This window comes from Streptomyces sp. NPDC058000 (assembly GCF_042886435.1).
In the GTDB taxonomy this organism is placed as follows: Bacteria; Actinomycetota; Actinomycetes; order Streptomycetales; family Streptomycetaceae; genus Streptomyces.
Window position 1 is genome coordinate 48,173 of sequence record NZ_JBHVQS010000040.1, and the last position, 22,520, is coordinate 70,692.

The 22,520-nt window shown below is 72.3% G+C and carries 14 protein-coding genes and 1 pseudogene; 7 read left to right on the forward strand and 8 right to left on the reverse strand.

The window, feature by feature from the left end:
• Nucleotides 1–91 precede the first annotated feature (91 nt).
• Nucleotides 92–357 (forward strand): annotated as a pseudogene (locus tag ACFVT2_RS29915) (cation transporter dimerization domain-containing protein); the annotation flags it as partial.
• Nucleotides 358–381: 24 nt separating this feature from the next.
• Here the strand turns inward: ACFVT2_RS29915 and ACFVT2_RS29920 are convergent.
• The 3 genes from ACFVT2_RS29920 to ACFVT2_RS29930 all read right to left on the reverse strand — a co-directional run bounded on the left by ACFVT2_RS29920 (nt 382) and on the right by ACFVT2_RS29930 (nt 4,513).
• Entirely contained in the window at nt 382–1,443 is a 1,062-nt protein-coding gene (locus tag ACFVT2_RS29920) for a sodium:calcium antiporter (RefSeq protein ID WP_390022828.1), read from the reverse strand.
• A gap of 276 nt (nt 1,444–1,719) precedes the next feature.
• Complete coding sequence (locus ACFVT2_RS29925; RefSeq protein ID WP_390022830.1) at nt 1,720–3,144, reverse strand: SufS family cysteine desulfurase; 1,425 nt, start codon at nt 3,142–3,144, stop codon at nt 1,720–1,722.
• The gene (locus ACFVT2_RS29930; RefSeq protein WP_390022831.1) at nt 3,131–4,513 is read right to left on the reverse strand and encodes a family 2B encapsulin nanocompartment shell protein; all 1,383 of its coding nucleotides are present in this window, start codon (nt 4,511–4,513) and stop codon (nt 3,131–3,133) included. The genes ACFVT2_RS29925 and ACFVT2_RS29930 overlap by 14 nt, the downstream gene beginning before the upstream one ends.
• Before the next feature lie 381 nt (nt 4,514–4,894).
• Between ACFVT2_RS29930 and ACFVT2_RS29935 the strand changes: the two genes are divergently transcribed.
• Entirely contained in the window at nt 4,895–7,903 is a 3,009-nt protein-coding gene (locus ACFVT2_RS29935; protein ID WP_390022865.1) for a SpoIIE family protein phosphatase, read from the forward strand.
• Nucleotides 7,904–8,121: 218 nt separating this feature from the next.
• Nucleotides 8,122–8,634, forward strand: a complete 513-nt coding sequence (locus ACFVT2_RS29940; RefSeq protein WP_390022833.1) for a hypothetical protein — start codon at nt 8,122–8,124, stop codon at nt 8,632–8,634.
• A 127-nt stretch (nt 8,635–8,761) separates the two neighbouring features.
• Here the strand turns inward: ACFVT2_RS29940 and ACFVT2_RS29945 are convergent, their stop codons facing one another.
• Nucleotides 8,762–9,265, reverse strand: coding sequence for a hypothetical protein (locus ACFVT2_RS29945; protein ID WP_390022835.1), 504 nt, complete (start codon nt 9,263–9,265; stop codon nt 8,762–8,764).
• A gap of 512 nt (nt 9,266–9,777) precedes the next feature.
• Between ACFVT2_RS29945 and ACFVT2_RS29950 the strand changes: the two genes are divergently transcribed.
• A complete protein-coding gene (locus tag ACFVT2_RS29950) occupies nt 9,778–11,748 on the forward strand; it encodes an amino acid transporter (RefSeq protein WP_390022836.1) in 1,971 nt (656 codons plus the stop codon).
• A gap of 35 nt (nt 11,749–11,783) precedes the next feature.
• On the opposite strand, the gene ACFVT2_RS29955 is transcribed toward ACFVT2_RS29950, so the two are convergent.
• The gene (locus tag ACFVT2_RS29955) at nt 11,784–12,005 is read right to left on the reverse strand and encodes a hypothetical protein (protein ID WP_390022837.1); all 222 of its coding nucleotides are present in this window, start codon (nt 12,003–12,005) and stop codon (nt 11,784–11,786) included.
• A gap of 371 nt (nt 12,006–12,376) precedes the next feature.
• Here ACFVT2_RS29955 and ACFVT2_RS29960 point away from each other — a divergent pair, with 371 nt between their 5' ends.
• Complete coding sequence (locus tag ACFVT2_RS29960) at nt 12,377–13,156, forward strand: TetR/AcrR family transcriptional regulator (protein ID WP_390022839.1); 780 nt, start codon at nt 12,377–12,379, stop codon at nt 13,154–13,156.
• A 122-nt stretch (nt 13,157–13,278) separates the two neighbouring features.
• Here ACFVT2_RS29960 and ACFVT2_RS29965 read toward each other — a convergent pair whose 3' ends face one another.
• Both ACFVT2_RS29965 and ACFVT2_RS29970 read right to left on the reverse strand, forming a co-directional pair.
• Nucleotides 13,279–14,499, reverse strand: coding sequence for an acyltransferase family protein (locus ACFVT2_RS29965; protein ID WP_390022840.1), 1,221 nt, complete (start codon nt 14,497–14,499; stop codon nt 13,279–13,281).
• The gene (locus ACFVT2_RS29970) at nt 14,496–16,880 is read right to left on the reverse strand and encodes a glycosyltransferase (protein ID WP_390022842.1); all 2,385 of its coding nucleotides are present in this window, start codon (nt 16,878–16,880) and stop codon (nt 14,496–14,498) included. The genes ACFVT2_RS29965 and ACFVT2_RS29970 overlap by 4 nt, the downstream gene beginning before the upstream one ends.
• 857 nt (nt 16,881–17,737) lie before the next feature.
• Between ACFVT2_RS29970 and ACFVT2_RS29975 the strand changes: the two genes are divergently transcribed.
• Complete coding sequence (locus tag ACFVT2_RS29975) at nt 17,738–18,373, forward strand: transcriptional regulator (protein ID WP_390022867.1); 636 nt, start codon at nt 17,738–17,740, stop codon at nt 18,371–18,373.
• A 52-nt stretch (nt 18,374–18,425) separates the two neighbouring features.
• Here the strand turns inward: ACFVT2_RS29975 and ACFVT2_RS29980 are convergent, their stop codons facing one another.
• A complete protein-coding gene (locus ACFVT2_RS29980; RefSeq protein ID WP_390022844.1) occupies nt 18,426–19,904 on the reverse strand; it encodes a nucleobase:cation symporter-2 family protein in 1,479 nt (492 codons plus the stop codon).
• A gap of 240 nt (nt 19,905–20,144) precedes the next feature.
• On the opposite strand from ACFVT2_RS29980, the gene ACFVT2_RS29985 reads away from it, so the two are divergent.
• Nucleotides 20,145–22,487: an FHA domain-containing protein gene (locus ACFVT2_RS29985; protein WP_390022845.1), complete on the forward strand. Its 2,343-nt coding sequence runs from the start codon at nt 20,145–20,147 to the stop codon at nt 22,485–22,487.
• Nucleotides 22,488–22,520: the final 33 nt, after the last annotated feature.

Below are 22,520 nucleotides of genomic sequence, written 5' to 3' on the forward strand. Positions count from 1 at the left end.
CCTCCACGGTAGGAGCTCTCGGGGCGGACGACATGTGGAGCGGGGCGCACGGAGCGTGGTGCCGGCGCCGCGCCGCCCGGCCGCCGGTGAGGCGACCCTGCTGGGCGTGCCCGGCGTCCGAGGCGTGGGGCAGCTGCGGATGCGCTGGATCGGCCGCACGCTGCGGGCCGAGGCGGACATCGTCCTGGACCCGCGGCTGACGGTGGCCGGGGGCACCGGTTAGCGGTGGCCGCCGAGCACGCGCTGATCCACGGCGTACCGCGACTGACGGCGGCCACCGTCCACCTCGACCACACTCCGGAGGACGGCGGCGCGGACCCGCACGCGGCCCTGACCCACCACGCCCCGGCCACCTGACGGCCGGTCCGGGTCCGCTCACACTCACACCAGGATCGGGATGAGCCCCAGTCCGAACACCGCGTAGAACCCGGCCGCCACCGCCAGCCGGCCGGGGGTGAGCTTGTGCGCGCGCATGGTCAGCAGGAGGTAGCCGATCGCGGCCATGGTGATCAGGCCGGACCACACCAGGGCGGTGTCGAAGTGCCAGCCGGTGAAGAGCAGGCCGAGGCCGCTGGGGACGGTGGCCTGGATCATCATGGCGCCGGAGATGTTGGCCAGCGCCAGCTTGGTCTTGCCCTGGCGCACCCAGATCACCGCGTTCATGATCTCCGGCAGTTCGGTGGCGATCGGGGACAGCAGCAGCGCGGTGACCGACGCGGAGAGTCCGAGCATCGGGCCGATGGCGTCCAGCTGGTGGACGAAGAGCTGCGAGGCGAAGAAGATCACCGCGAGGGTGGCCAGGGTCTGGGCGATCACCGCCCAGGTCGCCGGGGAGGCGGCCTTGGGCTGGAACTTCAGCGGCTCCAGCTCGACGCCCTCCTCGTCCTCCTCGTGGTCGCCGCGGATCTCGCGCCAGAAGTAGACCGCGTACACCGCGAAGAACGCGAGGCCCAGCACCGGCTTGAAGGCGAAGGCGACCAGGCCGAGCGCGACCTTGACGACGAACACCGGCAGGAACCAGCTCTGGTCCTTGGCCAGCCGCCGCAGGTCCCGCTCCGAGCCGAGCGCCTGCTCCGCGCCGCGGTCCGCCTCCGGTCGCGGCGCGGTGCCGGCCGCGCCCGCCGGGACCGCGGCGCGCCGCTTGCGCCGCTGGAGCAGCAGCATCGCGCCGGTCACGCCGTACGCCACGGTGGCAAGTGCCAGCGGACCGCCCATCGCGGCGCCGACGCCGATGTTCTTGGCTTCCGGGGTGGCGCCGGTGGTCACCGCGACCAGGGTCACCACGGACTCGGGCAGGGCGGTGCCGAAGGCGGCCAGGATGGTGCCCACCGCCATCCGGCCCACGTTGAGCCGCTCACCCAGCCATTCCACGGCATTGACGAACCACTCACAGGAGAGATAGATCGCCACCGCACACACGATGAGCAGAACGAAATGCAGCACGCTGATCGTCAGCCTTTCCGCTCCGGCGGGCCTCGACGACGACCGGCGTGGGAGCGGCGGCACGACTTCGACCCCGCCGACGCGTTCGAAGTCGTCGACAAAGGGCCGAAGGTCTCGCCCGCCCGCACAGAGACTGCGCGGGCCCGGCCACCGGGAGCCGAATGCGGCTCCAGTGTGTCGACGACCGGTTTGCGGGGCTACTCCCCTTCGCGGCCCCAACCCTACACACCACGGGCGCGGGGGCACGTCGACGGGGCAACGGGGGTGCCGGCGGCCTCAGGCTGACTGTTGGAGCCGCTGGAGCGACTCGACCAGCTGGTCCACCTCCTCCGGGGTGTTGTAGAGGGCGAGCGAGGCGCGGGCCGCGCTCGTCAGGCCGTAGTGGGCCAGGGACGGCTGGGCGCAGTGGTGGCCGGCGCGGACGGCGATGCCGTCCTGGTCCAGCCAGTCGGCGATCCGGGCCGGGTCGTGGCCCGCCAGAGTGAAGGTCAGCACCGCGATCCGGTCGGGGGCGGAGCCGATCAGGTCCAGTCCGGGGACCGCGGCCAGGGCCTGCTGGGCGTAGCCGAGCAGTTCGGTCTCGTAGGCGGCGACGGCGTGCCGGTCGAAGCCGGTCAGCCAGTTGATCGCGGCGAGCAGACCGACGACGCCGGCGATGTGGCCGGTGCCGGCCTCCAGGCGGTGCGGGACGGGTGCGTAGTGGGTGCGGTCGAAGGAGACGGATTCGATCATGTTGCCGCCGCCCTGCCACGGCGCCATCGCTTCGAGGATCTCCGGCTTGGCGTACAGGGCGCCGATGCCCGTGGGGGCGAACAGCTTGTGGCCGGAGAAGGCGTAGAAGTCGGCGTCGAGGTCCGCCACGTCGACGGGGAAGTGGGCCACCGCCTGGGCGCCGTCGACCAGGACCTTGGCCCGGTAGCGGTGGGCGAGCGCGGTCATCTCCCGGAGCGGCGGGACGGTGCCGAGGACGTTCGACGCCTGACTGATCGCGACCAGCCGGGTCCGCATGGAGAGCCGGTCGGCATAGGCGTCGAGGTCGATCTGCCCGTCCGGCCGCAGGGGGACGGGGACCACCCGGGCCCGGGTCTCCTTGGCGACCAGCTGCCAGGGGACGATGTTGGAGTGGTGCTCCAGCACCGGTACGAGGATGTCGTCGCCGGGGCCGAGGTTGGCCCGTCCCCAGCTCTGGGCGACGAGGTTGATCGCCTCGGTGGTACTGCGGACGAAGACGATCTCGTCGGGGGACGCCGCGCCCAGGAACCGGGCGACCGCGGTCCGGCCCGCCTCGTACGCCTCGGTGGCCTCGCGGGCCATGGTGTGCGCACCGCGGTGGATGTTGGAGTTGCCCGCCCCGTAGAAGCCGGACACCGCCTCGATGACCTGGCGGGGCTTCTGGGTGGTGGCCCCGTTGTCGAGCCAGACCAGCGGTTTGCCGTTGACGGTCCGGTGCAGGATCGGCACGTCACGGCGCGCCAACTCCGGGGTGAAGGTGGGCTGTTGGGAACGTCGGGAAAACTGACGGCCCGTCGGATCGGTGGCGGGGCGGGCCGCGGTGGTGGGCTCGGCCGTCGGCGTCGGGGTGCCTGCGCCCGTCCCCGGCGCGGTGCCGGCGGCGTCCGGCAGCGGCATCGCTGCTGCGGTGGGGATTCCCGTCGTGGTGGGTGCGGTCAGCGGGAATCCCAGGACGTCAGGCGTAGTCATGGTAACGGGACACCTCGACGTTCTGGAGGACGGCGAGGGCGTCCTCGACGAGGACCGCCGCGTTGAAGTACGCGGTCATCAGGTACGAGGTGATGCCCTTCTTGTCGACGCCCATGTTCCGCATGGACAGGCCGGGTTCGATCTCGTCGGCGACGCTCGCCGGGCGCAGTCCGACCACGCCCTGCTCGGCCTCGCCCATCCGCATCAGCAGGATCTCGGTGGTGCCGGTGTCCGAGCCGCCGGAGAAGCGCACCTTGTCGGAGGGGAGCAGCGGCACACCGCGCCAGGTCAACAGCGGGCTGCCGAAACTGGTGTCGATCACCGGGGGCACGCCCCGGCGGGTACATTCCCGGCCGAACGCGGCGATGGTGCGGGGGTGCGCGAGGAAGTAGCCGGGCTGCTTCCAGACCCGGGTGAGCAGTTCGTCGAGGTCGTCGGGGGTGGGGGCGCCGTGCCGGGCCTGGACGCGCTGGCCGGGGGCGACGTTGCGGAAGAGGCCGTGCTCGGGGTGGTTGAGGAGCACGTCCTCCTGGCGTTCGCGGAGCGCGTGGGCGGTGAGGTTGGCCTGGGCGCGGGTCTGGTCGATGGGGCCGTTGTAGAGGTCGGAGACCCGGGTGTGGACGCGCAGCACGGTCTGGGCGAGGTTCATGTGGTACTCGCGGGGCTCGTCCTCGTAGTCGACGTAGGTCGCCGGCAGGTCGGGTTCGCCGACGTGCCCGGAGCTGAGGTCGACCGGCACCTCGCTGCCCGGCAGCACACCGTCCGCCGCGAGGTAGGCGTCCATGGCGGCGCGCAGCGACGGGGCGCGGTCGACCAGTCGGGCCAGGGCGGCACGGTCGAGGCAGAGCGCGGTGCCGGGGGTGAGCGCGGTGACCCGGTACGGCATCGGGTCGGCGCGGGTCCAGGCGTCGAGGTCGAAGAACTGGCCGTCGCCGACCACTTCGAGGAGCGCGTCCTCGCCGTAGCGACCGCGGGCCCGCTTCTCGGCGCGGCCCTGTGCGATGACGAGCAGCCGCTCCGACACCGCGCCGCCCTCCGCGAGGACTTGGCCGGTGTCGAAGGACACCGCCGTGAAGGCTCCGGCGAGTTCGGTCAGGAACGCGTCGTCCGCCTCCCGCAGGTACGGGAGTTCGCGCAGGTCGCCGGGGATGACGCGGTGGGTGTCGCCGTCCTGGTAGGTGGCGAGGCGGTCGTCGCCGAGGACGTAGGTGCGGCGGCGGTTGACGCGGAAGACGCCGGATTCGACGTCCACCCACGGCAGGGCGCGGAGCAGGTAGCGCGGGGTGATGCCGCGCATCTGGGGGGCGGTCTTGGTGGTGGTCGCGAGTTGCCGTGCGGCATCCGGGGCGAGCGTCATCCGGTCGTTCACTGGAGCCTCCTGACGGGACCAACGGCATGCCGGCCGGCCGGCACGGGCCGGTGGCATGCGGGACATTCGGGATCGTCGGGCCGGGAATCGGCGGCCCGCAACGGCCCGTTGGCGGACCTCCGGCCGGAAACGCTCGTCGCCCTCCCCGCAACTCCGAATAGCCGTGCGACTACCTTGTGTCGCGCGACCGCTACACCGCGTGGAATCGGGTCCAATAGGGCACGCGTGGGCGCCCGGACGCTCCGACGCGGCGACCGACCACTTCCCACATCCGACCAAATTTGCGCTCATAAAGCCGCTTTGTCATTCCGAAAGGAACGCTTATGACGTCGGCGCAGCTGATCGCTATGCAGGGGCGCACAATGCTAAATATGGCGCGTGATGGAAAATTTCGGGCGAAAGAGATATTCCAGGCGTGAGGTCGGGCGCCGTCTTCGCTCGGTGCTGAGCGTGCACAGCGTCGCGGGCCAGGTGCTCGCGTTGCAGCTCGCCCTGGTGGTGCTGCTGGTCGTGGCAGCCGGGGTCGCCCTCGCCCTCCAGGCCCAGCAGGCGAGCCTGGAGGAGGCCGAACAGCGCTCGGCCGTCGCCGCACTGGCCTTCGCGCACGCGCCGGGGACCGCCGCCGCGATGCAGTCCGCCGACCCCACCGCACGGCTCCAACCCCGGGCCGAGGAGGCCCGCAAGGAAGCCGGGCTCGACTACCTCGTCGCGTTCAGCCCGGCCGGGATCCGCTGGACCCACCCCAACCCGCAACTGATCGGCAAACAGGTCCCCGGCGGCTACGGTCCCGCGCTCGCCGGCCGGACGGTCACCTCCACCTCCACCTCCGCCTTCGGTCGCGCCGTGGACACCACAGTGCCCGTCAAGGACCCCGACAGCCGGGTCGTCGGACTGGTCGCCGCCGGCATCAAGGTGCAGCGGACCAACGAGTGGGCACTGCAACGGCTCCCGCTGCTGATCGGCAGCGCGGCCGGCGCACTGGTCATCGGGGTCGGTGGGGTCGCCCTGGTGAGCCGTCGGCTCCGCCGGCAGACCCACGGCCTGGACCCGGCCGAGATGACCCGGATGTACGACCACCACGACGCCGTCCTGCACGCCGTCCGCGAAGGCGTGCTCATCATCGGCAGCGACGGACGGCTGCTGCTCGCCAACGACGAGGCCCGCCGGCTGCTCGACCTGCCCGACGACGCCGAGCACCGCCGGGTCACCGAGCTGGGCCTGGAGCCGGGCACGGCCGCCCTGCTGGCCTCCGGGCGGGCCGCGACCGACGAGGTGCACCCCGCCGGCGACCGGCTGCTCGCGGTGAACATCCGCCCCACCGCCCCCTACGGCGGCCCCGCGGGCACCGCCGTCACCCTGCGGGACACCACCGAACTCCAGGCACTGACCGGCAAGGCCGAGGTCGCCCAGCGGCGCCTGAAGCTCCTCTACGACGCGGGGATGCGGATCGGCAGCACGCTGGACGTGGCCCGCACGGCGGAGGAACTGGCCTCGGTCGCCGTCCCCCGCTTCGCCGACGTGGTCTCCGTCGAGCTGCTGGAGCCGGTGCTGCGCGGCGACGAGCCGACCGGGGAGCACGCCCCGATGCGACGGCTGGCGGTCCGCGGCGTCCCGGAGGACTCGGCGGTCTACCGCGTCGGCGAGCACATCCGCTTTGTCCCCGGCAGCCCCATCACCGCGGGCATCGCCGGCGCCCGCCCGGTCCTCGTACGCGATCTGCGCGCCGAACACGCATGGCGGGCCCAGGACCCGGTCGACACCCAGCGGATCCTGGACAACGGCATCCGCTCGCTGATCGCGGTGCCGCTGCGGGCCCGGGGCGTGGTGCTGGGCCTGGCCAACTTCTGGCGGGCCGAGACCTCCGAGGTGTTCGGCGCGGAGGACCTGTCGTTCGCCGAGGAACTGGCCGCGCGGGCCGCGGTCTCCATCGACAACGCCCGCCGCTACACCCGCGAGCACGCCACCACCATCACCCTCCAGCGCAGCCTCCTGCCCCGGGCGCTGCCCGAGCAGTCCGCCCTGGAGGTGGCGCACCGCTACCTGCCCGCACAGGCCGGGGTGGGCGGCGACTGGTTCGACCTCATCCCGCTGCCCGGCGCCCGGGTCGCCCTGGTCGTCGGCGACGTCGTCGGCCACGGCCTGCACGCCGCCGCCACCATGGGCCGGCTGCGCACCGCGGTCCTCAACTTCTCCGCCCTGGACCTGCCGCCCGACGAACTCCTGGGGCACCTCGACGAACTCGTCAGCCACATCGACACGGACGAGGCCCGCACGGGCGGCATGGGAGCCGACGGCGAGGGCGGCGAGCCGGCGAGCCGGCCGAGGGACCGCCCGCGCCCGACGGGAACCACAGCTGACGGAGCATCAGCGGACGGAGCCGCCGGAGCCGCCGGCGGGACGGGCCCCCACGCCGTGCCGGGTCCGGACGGATCGCCGACCCCGGACACGTCCCCGGACCTGTCCCCGGCCGCGTCCCCGGACCCGGACCCGGACACCTCGCCACTGGGTGACGAGACGCTGGTCGGGGACAGCAGCGCCGGCATCACCGGCGCCACCTGCCTCTACGTCATCTACGACCCGGTCGCCGGCCGCGTCACGCTGGCCAGGGCCGGGCACCCCGGCCCGGCCCTGGTCCGCCCGGACGGATCGGTCTCCTTCCCCGACGTACCGGTCTCCCCGCCGCTCGGCCTGGGCGGCGGGCTGCCGGTGGAGACCGTCGACCTGACCCTGCCCGAGGGCTCCCGGCTCGTCCTCTACACCGACGGGCTCATCGAAGACCGCGAGCGCGACATCGACACCGGCCTGGAACTGCTGCGCAGCACCCTCGCCGACGCCCCGGACCGCTCGCCGGAGCAGACCTGCACGGCCGTCCTGGACGCCATGCTGCCCCAACACCCCAGTGACGACATCGCCCTGCTCGTGGCCCGCACCAAGCTGCTCACCCCGGACCGGATCGCCGAATGGGAGGTCCCCTCCGACCCGGCGGCCGTCGGCCCCGTCCGCGCCGCCTGCATGCGCACCCTGGAGACCTGGGGACTGGACGAGATCGGCTTCACCACCGAGCTGATCCTCAGCGAACTGATCACCAACGCCATCCGCTACGGCGCCCAGCCCATCCGCGTCCGCCTCCTCCACGACCGCGCCCTGATCTGCGAGGTCTCCGACGGCACCAGTGCTTCCCCGCACCTGCGGCGCGCCGCCACCACCGACGAGGGCGGCCGCGGGCTGTTCCTGGTCGCCCAGTTCGCGCAGCGCTGGGGAACGCGCTACACCCCCAGCGGCAAGGTGATCTGGACCGAGCAGACCCTCGACGGGATGCGGACCCCGGGCGGCCCCGAGAACGGCGGTATCGACACCCTCCTCGACCAGTGGGACGAACCGGCGCTGTGACCCACGGACGGCACCGGCGGGGCACCGACGCACCGGATGCAGCCCCGGCCACCCCTCGCTAACCTCGTTCGAAGGGCCGCGGAAAGGCCCGCCCCGCCCGCCCCGTACGCGTTCCCCGCGCCCGCGGCGCGCCGAGGACACCCGCCCACGACGCCATCCCGACCAGCGGTCCCCTCTCCCCGGCCCGGATCTGACGGATCCGACCTCTGGAGGCCCCCATGATGCAGCTGCCCGAACCGCGCGACATCGCTCCTCGCCTGGCCAGTGGCTCGTTCATCCTCAACGCCGGGCTCACGATGTGGAAGTCCGACCGGGAGGCCGCCGAAGCGGTGCACGGCATGGCATCCGCGGCGTACCCGTTCCTGTCGAAGCTGCCCCCGGAGCGGTTCACACGGCTGCTGGCCGCCTCGGAGATCGCGGTCGGCGGCGCGCTGCTCGCGCCGTTCGTCCCGACGCGGCTGGCGGGGGTCGCCCTGACCGGGTTCGCCGGCGGCCTGCTCGGCCTCTACCTGCGGCTGCCCGGTATGCACCAGCCGGGCAGCCTCCGCCCCACCCAGGAGGGCCTCCTGCTCGCCAAGGACGGCTGGCTGCTCGGCATCGGCCTCGGCTTCCTGAGCACCCCGTGCAGCTCCCGGGCCCACCGCTGCCACGGCACGCATCACCACCACGGGGCCCATCGCTGCCGCCGGGCCCGTCGCTGCCCCTTCCCGCGCGCCCTGCGCGGACGCTGATCCGGACGGCCGGACGGGTCGAGTTGATCGGCTTGGACAGCTTGATCGGTATGGACGGCTTGATCGGTATGGACGGCTTGGACGGCCTACGACGTCACACCGGCGCCGTTCCGGCGGCCCACCGATGTCACCCGGCGCCGCCGCGTACGGTCCGCGCCGCCCGTACGCCCCGTACGGCCGCCGCGCAGACCGCTCCGGCCAGCCCCGCCCCCGCGAGGACCCAGAGGCTCGTCCGGTCGGTCTGCTGCCAGGCCAGTTCCGCGCGCTGGTGCACCACGAAGCCGTCGAAGAACATCCAGGAGACCAGGACGACGGCGGGCACCAGACGGGGCCGGGCCGCCGCGGCGATGGCGACGGTCAGCAGCGCGAACGCGGCGAGCGAGAGCCACAGGTGGCCGGCCTGACCGGTCACCAGCAGGGCGGTCACCGCGACCGCGGTGACCGCGGCGCCGACCGGCAGCGCGAGATCACGACCCAACTCGTCGACGGGCGGCACCGCACCGAGGGCCCGCCCGCCCGAGGCCGTCCGTCCGCCGGCCACCGCTCGCCCGGTGCGCGGTGCGCCCGGGGCGTGAGCGGCTTTCGGGGTGGCCGGGGGACGGGCCGGGAGCGGGTGGTGGAGGGCGGCCATGGGAACACCTCCTGGGGCCTGCCCCGGAGTCGGGGCAGGGGGCGGGACGGGCGGCCTGGCACGGGGCCGGGGCCTGGTGTCAGAGTGCGCGGATCGGCGGGCGCGAGCCCGAATCGGCGGGGAACTTAACGCCATGTGTACGGGGGCTGCGGGGTTTCTGACGCCTCCCTGACGCCGGCGGGATGGACACCGGATGGTCCCGGACGCGCCCCTGCGGCGAACGGGCGCGGAAGCGTGTTGCATACTCGCCCTTCGTTGCCCGGCGGTTCCCGGGCAACGCCCTGTGGGGCGAAAGCGACAAACGGTGAAAGACGGCGAGTTGGGCGGAATCGACCCCTTAACGCGGTAGACGGTCCGGCCCGCCGGGCCGCCCGACCACCGGTCGATCACCCCATCGACCCGCACGACGCCTCGACACACCCCACCCCCACTCACACGCACACCCAACCAACCAGTCGACCGATCCGTTGTGGCGGTCGGCGGACGAATGACGATCGGCAGGACGTGGCCGCATGACCAGTACGCAGGTGGACCCCACTCCGCCACCCCCCGCCGCCTCACCGAGGTGGCGGTCCTGGCTGCTGGACGGACTCAGCGAGCAGAGCGCCCGCCACCCCGGGCCGCACGGCACGCCGCCCGCCGAGCACAAGGGCCAGTCCTGGTGGCGGGTGATGTGCCTGACGGGTGTCGACTACTTCTCCACGCTGGGCTACCAGCCGGGCATCGCGGCACTGGCGGCCGGGCTGCTGTCACCGTTCGCCACGCTCGTACTGATCGCACTGACGCTGCTGGGCGCACTGCCCGTCTACCGGCGGGTCGCCAAGGAGAGCCCGCAGGGCGAGGGTTCGATCGCCATGCTGGAGCGGCTGCTGCCCTGGTGGGCGGGGAAGCTGTTGGTGCTGGTGCTGCTGGGGTTCGCGGCCACGGACTTCGTGATCACGATGACGCTGTCGGCGGCGGACGCCTCGGCGCACGTCGTGGAGAATCCGTTCGCCCCGGCCGCGCTGCACGGCGCGAACCTCTGGATCACGCTGCTGCTGCTCGCCGCCCTGGGGGCGGTCTTCCTCAAGGGGTTCCGCGAGGCGATCGGGATAGCCGTGGCGCTGGTCGGCGTCTATCTGGTGCTCAACGTGGTCGTGCTGGCCACGTCGGCCTGGCAGGTGCTGTCCCACCCGGTGGCGATCGGCAACTGGTGGAGCGCGATGACCGCGCAGCACTCCTCGCCACTGGCGATCGTCGGGGTCGCCCTGCTGGTCTTCCCGAAGCTGGCGCTGGGCATGTCGGGCTTCGAGACCGGCGTGGCCGTGATGCCGCAGATCCGCGGCGACGCCGACGACGACCCGGTCAAGCCGGCCGGCCGGATCCGGGACACCCGCCGACTGCTGACCACCGCCGCACTGATCATGAGCGGCTTCCTGCTGCTGTCGAGCCTGGCCACCACCATCCTGATCCCGCAGAAGGAGTTCGCGCCCGGCGGTGCGGCCAACGGGCGGGCGCTGGCGTATCTGGCGCACCAGCACCTCGGTGAGGCGTTCGGCACGGTCTACGACATCTCGACCATCGCGATCCTGTGGTTCGCCGGGGCGTCGGCGCTGGCGGGGCTGCTCAACCTCGTGCCGCGGTACCTGCCGCGCTACGGCATGGCACCGGAGTGGACCCGCGCGGTGCGCCCGCTGGTGCTGATCTTCCTCGCCATCGCCTTCGGGATCACGATCGTCTTCGACGCCAGCGTCGACGGGCAGAGCGGCGCGTACGCGACCGGTGTGCTGGTGCTGATGCTCTCCGCGTCGTTCGCCTCGACCGTCGCCGCCCGGCACCGCGGGCACCGGGGTGCCGCCATCGGATTCGGCGCGATCACCCTGGTCTTCGGCTACACGCTGGTCACCAACGTCATCGAGCGGCCGGACGGTCTGAAGATCGCGCTGCTGTTCATCCTCGGGATCCTGCTGACGTCGTTCGCCTCACGCGTGCACCGCGCCTTCGAACTGCGCGCCGCGGACGTGGTGTTCGACGAGACCGCGGAGCGGCTGATCGAGGAGGCGCTGGTGGCCGGGCCGCTGCGGGTGATCGCCAACGAGCCCGACGAGCTGAACGCGGCGGACTACCGGGAGAAGGAGTACAGCCAGCGCGAGGAGACCCACATCCCCGACCGCGGGCCGGTGCTGTTCCTGGAGGTGCTCGTCGAGGACTCGTCGGACTTCACCGCGGAGCTGCACGTGCACGGCGTGGAGGCGTACGGCACGCGGATCCTGCGGGTGCAGGGTGCGGGCGTGCCGAACACCATCGCGGCGGTGCTGATGCGGCTGCGGGAGCAGACCGGCCAGGTGCCGCACATCTACTTCAACTGGACCGAGGGCCATCCGCTCAGCCATCTGCTGCGGTTCCTGGTGTTCGGTGACGGGGAGGTCGCGCCGGTCACCCGTGAGGTGCTCCGCCGCGCGGAGCCGGATCTGCGGCGGCGCCCGCGGGTCCACGTGGGCTGACACCGCCCCTCCCCCGCACGTACTCGGCCGCCGGATCACTTCCGGCGGCCGAGTGCTTTGGCCCGGGTGTGGGACCAGCCGGCGAGCAGCACACCGGCGACGACGACGGCGAGGTAGCCGGTCAGGAGGACCGGGAAGCCGCCACCGAGCCAGCCGAGCAGGCCGGTGTTGCCGTGGTCGATGAGCATTCGGACGGCGCCCTGGCCGGCGGTAGCCACCAGGACCATGGCGGTGATCTGCAGGATGTCGTACTTCATGGCGCTCCTCGGAAGGTGACTTGGGGTCGGGCGTCGGGGCGTGGCGTTGGGTCGTGACGTCGAGACCCGGTGCCGGGTCGTGGCATCGAGATCCGGTGCCGGGAACCGGTGCCGGGTCCCGGTGTCAGGCCCCGGTGCCGCCCCACGCGTCGGCGCACGGCGCACCCCGAGCGGGCCGCGCGCAACGTGGCCGGGCGTGGGGGTGGGTGTGCGGGTGTGCGTGCGGATGGACAGCGACGTCCGGGGCGGCGAACCGCCGCGTGGCGCCACCCTGTGACGTTACGAACGTATCAGCGGCCAGGGTGCCGTATTAGGCTTCAGCACTGCCGAATTTGCTTTTCGTCACAGTATTTGCGAGGTGCCGGGTGGGCTTGGGGCGTGCGGAAAAGGGGCCGTCGTGCCGGGTGTGCGGGACGGCGCTGGCGCCGCCCGGGCGGGGGCGGCCGGCGGTCTACTGCTCGCGCAGCTGCCAGGCCCGCGCGTACCGGCGGCGGAAGCATCCGCCGGTGCCGGTGCGGGCCGGGGAGGCGGCTCCGCCGGCGGACGCGGCCGGGGGCGCGGCGGCGGACAAGCGGCGGCGGATCATCGAGGCGGTGTGGCGGATCGCGGCGGAGCGCGGGTTGCACGCCGCGAGCATGCGGGAGGTCGCGGCGGAGGCCGGGGTCTCGGTGCGGGCGGTGCAGTACCACTTCGCGGACAAGCACCGGCTGCTGGTGGACGCGCTGCAACTGCTGCACGAGGAGAACGAGCGGATCGCCCGGTCCCGGATCCGGTTCGATCCGACGGATCCGCGGGGGCTGCTGCGGGACGTACTGGACGAGTTCCTGCCCTTGGACGCCCAACGGGCCGCGGCGCTGCGGGTGTTCGCGGCGTACTACGCGCGCAGCCTGACCGATCCGGCGCTGGCCCGGGTGTTCCTGCCCGGGGACCACCCGCTGGAGGACCTGGTCGCGGGGATCCTCGCGACGGCGCGGGACGCCGGGCGGACCGCGCCCGGGCTGGACGTCCGACTGGAGGCCGACCTGCTGGTGGCGGCCGCGGTGGGGCTGGGCGGCGATGTGCTGCACAGCCAGCGGTCGTTGGCACAGGCGCGGCGTGCGCTGGAGTACCGGCTGGGGACGCTCTTCTCGGGCGGGCGCGGGGACGGGTAGGACGGGGACGGGGAGGAGCCCGGAAGGAGCCCGGAAGACGAGTCGGTGGGGGCGCTCGGGCGGCCCCACCGGCTCGTCTTCCCTCTGCCGGGAAGAGCGGTGACTCCCGTCGTCGCCGCCGCTCAGCGCAGGGCGACGTCCGGGTAGAAGTCCCGGGGGCGTCCGTGGGCGTCCTTGAGGCGGCCGAGGAGGCTCGCCGGGTATTCGATGAGCCAGTAGCTGGCCGCGGCCGCCGGGAGGGCGGCGAGGAGGACGATCAGCAGGGCCCAGGGGAAGCCGGACGGGCCGGTGGGCAGTAGTCCGGCGTTGTGGAGCAGGAGCATGACCGGCTCGTGCCAGATGAAGAGGCTGTAGCTGATCAGGCCCACAGGGGTGAGCCAACGGGCCGTCAGGAAGCGGTTCCAGAAGGTGCGTTGACGGATGTGGAGGGTGCTGAAGAGCAGCAGCATCCACAGGGCGGAGGCGATCGGGTGGTAGTAGGTGAAGGTGAAGCCCTCCGCGTCGGACTGGAGCGAGAGGCAGAAGAGGCCGGCCAGCGCGAGGGCGGTGAGGGACAGTGCGGTGCGCCGGGTGAGGCGGGCGCGGTCGCCGAGCGCGGCCAGCGCCACCGCCAGTCCCATGCCGGCCGCGAAGCCGCCGAAGCGGGCCTGTGGGCCGAAGTAGGCGACCCAGTCGGTGTGCGGGATGCCGAGGACGTAGTGCGCGACGGTGATCCAGGCCAGCGGTGCGGCGTAGAGGAGGAGGCAGCCGGCCGCGCAGACCGCGACCCGGCTGGCGCGGTGGCGCAGTCGCCGGCAGGCGCGGACGGCGAGCGGGCCGAGGCCGACGAGGACGAAGTAGAAGAGCACCTCCAGGGAGAGCGACCAGGTGGGGCCGAGGGTGTAGAAGATCCGGTCCTGGTCAAAGACGTGGGTGAAGGTGAGGTGTTCGAGCAGGTCCGGCCAGTTGCCGGGGAGGGTGGGGTTGCGGGTGGCCCAGACGACCAGGACGGCCAGGACGTAGAGCGGCAGGATCCGGATGGCGCGCCGGAAGAGGAAGGTGCGGGCCGGCCGGGTGGAGCCGCCGTCGAGGGCGGCGCGGGCGTAGGAGTGGGTGAGCAGGAACGCCGACAGGACGAAGAAGAGGTCGATGACTTCGAGGGAGAGGACCGCGTCGAGCACGGGGTTGGCCACCGGTGGGTGGCCGCCCTGGGCGTCGTAGGCGGTGTACTGCTGCCAGACGTGGAAGGCGACGGTGCTGAGCGCGGCGAGTCCGCGGAAGCCGTCGATGTCGCCGGCGGGGCGGCGGCGCGGGGCGCTGTCGGAGGTGCGCGGCGGGGCCGGCGGGGCGGTGGCGGTGCTCATCGGCGGGCCACCGCCTTGGCTGCCTGGGCCGTCTGGGCGCGTGGGGTGACCCGCCACTGCCGGTCGCCGAGGGCCTCCTTGAGGTGTGACTGGCGGGCGACCATGTTCTTGAAGTGGCTGTAGAAGACGGTCGACACCAGGAGGTAGGACCAGAACCAGCGGCGGCGGGCGCGGAGTTCGGGGACCGCCAGCCGCCAGGCGAAGAGGGCCTGGACGGGGCCGGCGGCGAGGGTGAGGAGCAGGGCGAGGACGCAGACCGGCACCGCCCAGTCGAGGTGTCCGGGGCCGCCGGCCTTCCAGGTGGCGTAGAGCAGGATCGGGAGGATCTGGAGGGTCAGCCAGGGTTGGATCTCGCGCCAGCCCAACAGGACCAGCAGGCCGAATTTTTGACGAACCGTCAGGACGGGTGAGCGCAGGCCGCGCCAGAGGTGTTTGAGGGAGACCTGGAGCCAGCCCTGGGCCCATCGGGAGCGTTGGTTCCACAGGGCGGTGAGGGTGGTGGGGGCCAGTTCGCGGGAGAGGAGGGTGCGGTCGACGGCGATCCGGGCGCCGGCGGTGAGGGACCGCAGGGTGGAGTCGATGTCCTCGGTGAGCATGGAGCCGTGCATCCGGGTGCGGGCGAGGAGGTCGGTGCGCCAGAAGCCGTTGGAGCCGCCGAAGACGCCGAAGCCGTGGAGTCGGGTGCGGCCGGGGTGGCTGACGGCGTAGATCGCCTCGAATTCGACGGCGACGAGCCGGGCGATGCGGGAGCTGTCGCCGTTGCGGATGACGCAGTGTCCTTGGACGACGTCGTAGCCGTTGGAGAGCCAGTGCCAGGCGTCGCGGAAGGCGTGCGGGGCGGGGTGGTGGTCGGCGTCGAAGATGCCGACGAACTCGCCGCGGACCCGGGTGACGGCCGCGTTGACGTTCTGGGCCTTGGAGGTGCTGCCGGCGACCGGCAGGAGGACGAGGCGGGGGTCGCGGAGGGCGATCTCGCGGAGGGTGTCCTCGACGGGCAGCGGGTGCGGCGTGTTGTAGGCGAGGACGATTTCCAGGTCGGCCGGGTAGTCCTGGCGCAGAAACGATTCGACGGTGTCGACGATGGTGGCGGCCTCGTTGGGGAGGTACGCGGCGATCACGGCGCTGGCCGGCGGGTAGGCGGCGCCGGGTCGTTGCGGGCGGGATGGCGCGTCCAGTGCGTAGAGGCATTCCAGGACGATCAGCAGCGCGGAGAGCACCAGTCCGGCGACCACCGCCCAGTACATGCCGGAGCCGAGGTCCCAGCCGGCCAGGTACGCCTGCTGGTAGAGGACGAACGGCACGCCGATGCCCAGGAGTAACGCCAGGACCGGGGAGAGCGCGGAGAGCGCCGGGCGGATCAGGGCGCGCAGCGGGGGCCGGCGGTGGCGGTTCGGGGTGTCGCGCATCCAGGGGGCGTAGCGGACGGGGCGCAGGTCGCGGTGGCGGAGCGCCTCGTGGGCCGCGTCGCGGGCCTGGTCGGCGGCGTCGGCGGCGTCGGTGCACCCGGTGAGCGGGAGCCAGCCGATGGCGGGGGTGAGGCGGACGTTCTCGTCGGCGACGACGAAGCGGGTGCCGGCGGCGGCGGTGGCGAAGTCCTCAAGGCCGCGCAGGGCGGTCTCCTCGTCGACGCCGGGGAGCAGCATCAGGAGGTGGCCGTCGTCGTCCCGGCCGAGCCGGTCGCAGAAGCCGCCGAGGCGTTCGGCGACGCCGGCCAGGCGCTCGGCGACCTCGCGGCGGACCCGGGGGCCGAGTCGGTCCTCCAGGGCGGCGAGTTCGGCGACGTCGATGACGGCGAGGACGGCGAGGACCCTGCCGTGCCGGGCGGCGTCGGGGCGTTTGAGTTCGCGCTGCACCTCGTCGAGGAAGTGGGGTCGGGAGTAGAGGCCGGTGCGCGGGTCGCGGAGCAGGTGCTCGACGGGGACCGGGACGCGGCGGAGCTTGGCTTCTATGCGGGCGGAGAGTTCGTCGGGGTCGGACGCCTCGGGTATGCAGTCGTCGGCGCCCTGGCGGAGCAGGTCGGCGGCGCCGGTGGGTCCGGGGGTGCCGGTGACCATGAGGAGCGGCAGGGCTCGGCCGGCGGGGACGGTGCGGACCTCGCGGATGACGTCGGCTCCGGCGTGCCGGGCGCCTGGTTCGTCGAGGGCGACGACGACGTCCGGGGGTGTCTGGCGGACGCGGGGGCCGGCTTCGCCGGGCGGGGCGTGGCTGACGTGGTGACCGGTGGTGCGGAGGGTGTGGGTGAGGCGTTCCAGGCGTGGTCCTGGGGTGCCGACGACGAGGACGTGGCCGGCGGGGTGGGTGCCGGGTGGGGTGGGCTGGCCCGTTCCGCCGAGGAGGGCCGTGGGTGAGCCCTGGGTGTGTGCGTGGTGCGAAGTGAGCACCTGGGGTTGTCCTTTCTGGCTACGGGGCACGCGGAGGCCGGCGGGGGTCCCCTGGACCGGTTGGTCGACGGTCCTCGGGGCCCGGTGGCCGTGCGCGGGCAGGGCTGAGCAACCGCCCTGCCGCGGCGGCGAGTTGGGGTGCCGGCGCGCCGGCTCGTGGGGTGCCGGCGGCTCCGTGGTGCGCGCGATGCGTGGACGGTGACGATCAGGCGGGCGTCAGGCGGCAGTCAGGTGGTGAGCGCCGCGGACCGCGTGATTGTCAGATGCATGACAGCGTGAGGTGCGGCAAGCGCGCCGGGGTGCGTCTTCTCTCGGCGGAACGGACGGCGGCGCGGTGGCGCGCGACCTCGGCGGGCGCGGCCGGCACGGCGGGCAACAGGCACCGGACCGCGCGGGGGCGGTCGAGTGTGGATCGCATATGAGGGGTCCCATCCTGATCGGATTGTGGGGGGAGGACCGGATGTCAGGTGTACACCGACCGGCCCTGCTCGGCAAGGCCCATCGGCACCCGCCAGCCTCGGCGATCACTGTGACACCGCACCTTCATCCACGTAACACCTTCATTACGTCCTGCCGTCGCAGCGATCCAGGCATCCGCTACCGCCCGGTAGGTACCGGCGCATCGGGTATACCCGGTAAGGGAGTTCTGACCTGGAGGTTCGTACCTCTCGCCGATCTGTTAATCTTCCCGCCCCTGGATGTTCCTCCATGTCCGCCCCCTTCCCTCCCCCCAGCACCCCCGAGCTCTCCGGGTGCAACGAGGTGTCGCGTACGTGAACAGCGTTCCGTTCTCTCCCGCTCAGGCCCGATCCGCGCGGGCCCGGGTGGGCCTGACCACCGGTCAGGTCGCCCAGTCCATGACGGCGTGCGGTGCGCCGGTGCGCCCCGAGGTGATCGAGGCGTGGGAGTTCGGCTCCCTGGTGCCCACCGAACCGCAGCTGTTCGCCCTGGCCGACGTGTTGTGGTGCCCGCCGACGCTGCTGATGGGCGTGGAGCCGCGGTCGCTGGCCGAGCACCGGCTGGCCCGGCAGTTGAGCGCGGAACGGCTGGCGCAGCTGGTCGGGATGGCCCCGGAGGCGTACCGGGCGGCGGAGGCGGCCAACCAGTGGCACGGTGACTACCGGCAGACCAAGGCGCTGGTGGAGGCGCTGGGGCTGTCGCTGCGCAAGCTGATCGGGGTGATGGGGCGGGTCGAGGAGCTGGCCGGGCACCTGCGGGCGGCGATCGAAGGCCGCTGGAAGTCGCACGTCGGGCCGATCACCGAGATCACCACGCTGAACCGGACGCGGGTGGGCGATGCGCTGCGCACCATGAACGGGGAGTTCGCGGAGTTCTCCGAGCGGTACATGGGGCACGTGGTGGCGCGGAACGCCGACGCCCGGCTGAAGGAGATCGCGGCCGAGCGGTCGGCGTACCTGCGGCAGTTGGTCGACCACTTCTGGGAGCTGATCGGCGAGGCGGGCGAGGCGCCGCCGTTCAACTCCGTGCACTGAGGCGGCCGGACGGCGGAGCGGGCCGGTGGTCCCGCCCCGCCGGGGCCGGGCGTCAGTACGCGCCCTGGGAGTGCGGCGGCGGACCGGCGGGCGCGGGGCCGGTCGGCCCCGCCGCGTCCGTGACTCCGTCCTCGGCCTCGTCCTCGGTGAACTCGTCCCAGTCGATCTCCAGCGACCTGCGGCGGGTGAGGACGTTGAAGACGAGGTTCAGCACGATCGCGGTCAGACCGCCCAGGGTGATGCCGGAGTCGAGCACCGCCCGGACGCCCTGCGGCATCCGCTCGAAGAACGGCGCGACCGCGGTGGGCAGGAACGAGGCGCCCAAACTGACCGCCAGGATGAGGGCGTTGCGCTCCTCGCGCAGGTCCACCTTGCCGAGGATCTGGATGCCGACCGCGGCGACCATGCCGAACATGGAGAGCGCCGCACCGCCGAGCACCGGGTGCGGGATCGCCGCGACCACCGAACCGGCCTTGGGCACCAGCCCCAGCACGACCATGAAGCCGCCGGCCGCGACCACCACGAACCGGCTCATCACCCGCGACATCCGCACCAGACCGATGTTCTCGGCGAAGGCCACATAGGGGAAGGAGTTGAAGATGCCGCCGAGGATGGTGGCCACGCCGTCGGCGCGCAGCGCCCGGGCGACGGTGTCGTTGCCGACCGGCTTGCCGGTGATCTCGCCGATCGCGTAGACGTCGCCGGTGGTCTCCACCATCGTGATCAGCATGACGACGACCATCGCGATGATCGGGAACGCCTCGAACTTGGGCATTCCGTAATGGAACGGAGTGCTGACGCCGAACCAGCCGGTCTGGCCCACACCGCTGAAATCGACGTCACCGAGCAGCCAGGCGACGGCCGTTCCGCCGACCAGTCCGAGCAGTACCGCGACGCTGCTCAGCAGCGGCTTTCCGATCCGCACGATCGCCAGAATGAACAGCAGGGTGCCCAGCGCGTATCCGAGGTTCTTCAGGTCGCCGAATTCCGGCTTGCCCGCCAACTGGGCGCCGCCGGCCGCGTCCTGAAGGGCTTGCGGGATGAGCGTGAGGCCGATAATGGTGAGAATCGTGCCGATGACGACCGGTGGGAAATACTTCACCAACTTGCTGAAGAACGGGGCGAAAAGGAAAGTCGCGATACCCGCGGTGATCACCGCGCCGTAGACCACCAGCAGTCCGGCGGTGCCGCCGCCCGCGCCCAGTCCGATGGCGATCATCGGGGAGACCGCGGTGAAGGTGGCACCCTGCACGAGGGGCAGTCGGGCGCCTATCTTCCATATGCCGAACGCCTGGATGATGGAGGCGATTCCGCAGGTCAGCAGGTCTGCGTTGATGAGGTAGACGAGTTCCTCGCGGGACAGCCCGAGGGCGTTGCCGAGCATGATCGGGACGATGACCGCGGCCGCGTAGAAGGCGAGGACGTGCTGGAATCCGTAGAGGGCGAGTTTGCCGAACGGCAGCACCTCGTCGACGGGATGGGCCCGCTGCCGGGGAAACTGCCGAGGGGATTGTCGCGCGAGTCGTGCCATCTCTGCCTTGCCTTCACGAGGTAGGTGAATAAGAAGGAACCCGGGCCCTATGGTGCGTTGCCCTGCGGGGTACGGTGCATCCCGGTTCGCCGGGGCATCCTTCGATCAACGGACCGAGGTCCGGTATTTCCATGGAATGCGCAGGTGCGGGCTCGTCGGGGCGCTCACCCTAGTTGACCTGTACCGCTCCGCGCGAGTAACCAGGGGCGAGGGCGGGGAATGCGCCGTAAAATCTGAAATATGGCTGAGCGGCCTGATGCGTCCACCGCGCCCGAACTCCTCGTCGAGTCCGGCGGTGTCACGCAGGTGATGAGCCCGGGGCACGCGTACCACGTGGGGCGGGACCCGGACAGTGAACTCGTCATCCCCGACGACCGGGTGTCCTGGCACCACGCGGTGCTCTGGGCCACCGAGGACCACTGGCTGGTGCAGGACGAGGGCAGTACGAACGGTACGTACACGGACGGGCATCGGGTGTCGCGGTCCGACGTCGGGCCGGGCAGCGTGATCCGCTTCGGCAATCCGGCCGACGGCCCGTGCGCGGTGCTCACCGACGTCTCCCGCCGCACGGCCGCCGGCCGGCCGTCGTCGGTGTCGCACCCGGCGGCCACCCGCACCTTCCGGCGGCCCAGTACGGTCCGGCCGCTGCCGCCGGCGCGCACCACCCGGATCGGCCGGGCCCCCGACAACGACCTGGTCGTGGACGACCTCGCGGTCTCCCGCCGGCACGCCGAACTCCGGGCCGGCCCGGACGGCTACTCGATCGCCGACCTCGGCAGCCACAACGGCACCTACCTCAACGGGCGTCCGGTCCAGTTCGCCCCGGTGCGCCCCGGCGACATCATCGGCATCGGCCACTCCGCGTTCGTCCTGGTCGGCGACCAGCTCCAGGAGTACGTCGACACCGGTGAGGTGTCGCTGGACGTGCAGGAGCTGACCGTTCGGGTCGGCAAGGGCACCGAGCGCCGGACGCTGCTGGGTGGAGTGTCGTTCCCGGTGGGTGAGAAGTCGCTGCTGGCCGTGATCGGCCCCAGCGGGGCCGGCAAGTCGACACTGCTGAACGCGCTGACCGGACAGCGGCCCGCCGACGGGGGCACCGTGCTCTACGACGGCCGGGACCTGTACCGGGACTACGCCGAGCTTCGCCAGCGCATCGGGTTGGTGCCGCAGGACGACATCCTGCACACCCAGCTGACCGTCCGCCGGGCGCTGGGCTACGCGGCCGAGCTGCGGTTCCCCGAGGACACCTCGGCGGCCGAGCGGGCGGCCCGGGTCGAGGAGGTGATCCGCGAACTCGGCCTGGTCGAGCGGGCCGGACTGCCGATCCACAAACTCTCGGGCGGACAGCGCAAACGCGTCAGCGTGGCGCTGGAGCTGCTGACCAAACCGTCGCTGCTCTTCCTCGACGAGCCGACCTCGGGTCTCGATCCGGGGATGGACCGCTCGGTGATGCATATGCTGCGCGGTCTGGCGGACGACGGCCGCACCGTCATCGTGGTCACCCACAGCGTGCTGAGCCTGGACGTCTGCGACCGGCTGCTGGTGCTGGCCCCGGGCGGCACCATCGCGTACTACGGGCCGCCGGATGAGGCGCTGCCGTACTTCGGGTTCACGCAGTGGCCGGAGGCGTTCGAGGCGTTCGAGAACGACCGCGGGCGGGACTGGGCCGGGGAGTTCCGGGCCTCGTCGCTGTACCGGCGGTACATAGCCGGGGAGACCCGGCAGCCACCCGTCCCGTCGGCGCCCCGGCACCCGGTGGCCGCGCCCCGGACCCAGCGCTGGGGCGCTCAGCTGTGGACGCTGGTGCGGCGGTACGCGGCGGCGCTGTCGTCGGACCGGACGTTCCTGATCATCATGGTGGCGCTGCCGTTCGTGATGGGGGCGATGGCGCACGCCATCAGCGGCGGGAAGCTGACCGACGGGGCGGCGACGGTGCTGCTGATCCTGTGTGTGGGGGCGGTGCTGACCGGTGCCGCCAACGCGGTCCGCGAGCTGGTCAAGGAGCGGGTGATCTACCAGCGGGAGCGGGCGGTGGGCCTGTCCCGGTCGGCGTATCTGATGTCGAAGGTGCTGGTGCTGGGGACCATCACGGTCGTCCAGGCGGTGGTGCTGACGCTGGTGGCGCTGTTCGGGGTGCAGCTCAACGCCCCGGGCGGTACGGGGGTCCTGATGCCGCCGCTGGTCGAAATCACGCTGGCGGTGGCGCTGTTGGCGTTCACCGCGATGCTGCTGGGGCTGCTGGTGTCCGCGTTGGTGCGCAAGGAGGAGGTCACCATGCCCCTGCTGGTCCTCCTCGCGATCGTCCAAGTGGTGTTCTGCGGTGCCCTGCACCAGTTGCCGGGCACGGCGGTGTTGGAGCAGGTGGCGTGGCTGGTGCCGTCCCGGTGGGCGCTCGCGGCCATGGCCGGCACCATCGACCTGGGCCGGCTCCAACCGGGGCCGCTCACCACCGACCCGCTGTTCCGGCACGCGGTGGGGACGTGGCTGCTGGACATGGGCATGTTGGTGGCGCTCTCGGTGGTGTTCGGCTTCCTCGTCTACCGGCTGCTGCGGCGCCACGAGCCGGAGATCATGCGCCAGTAGCCGGGACCGGACCGTTGGCGCGTACGGCGTCGC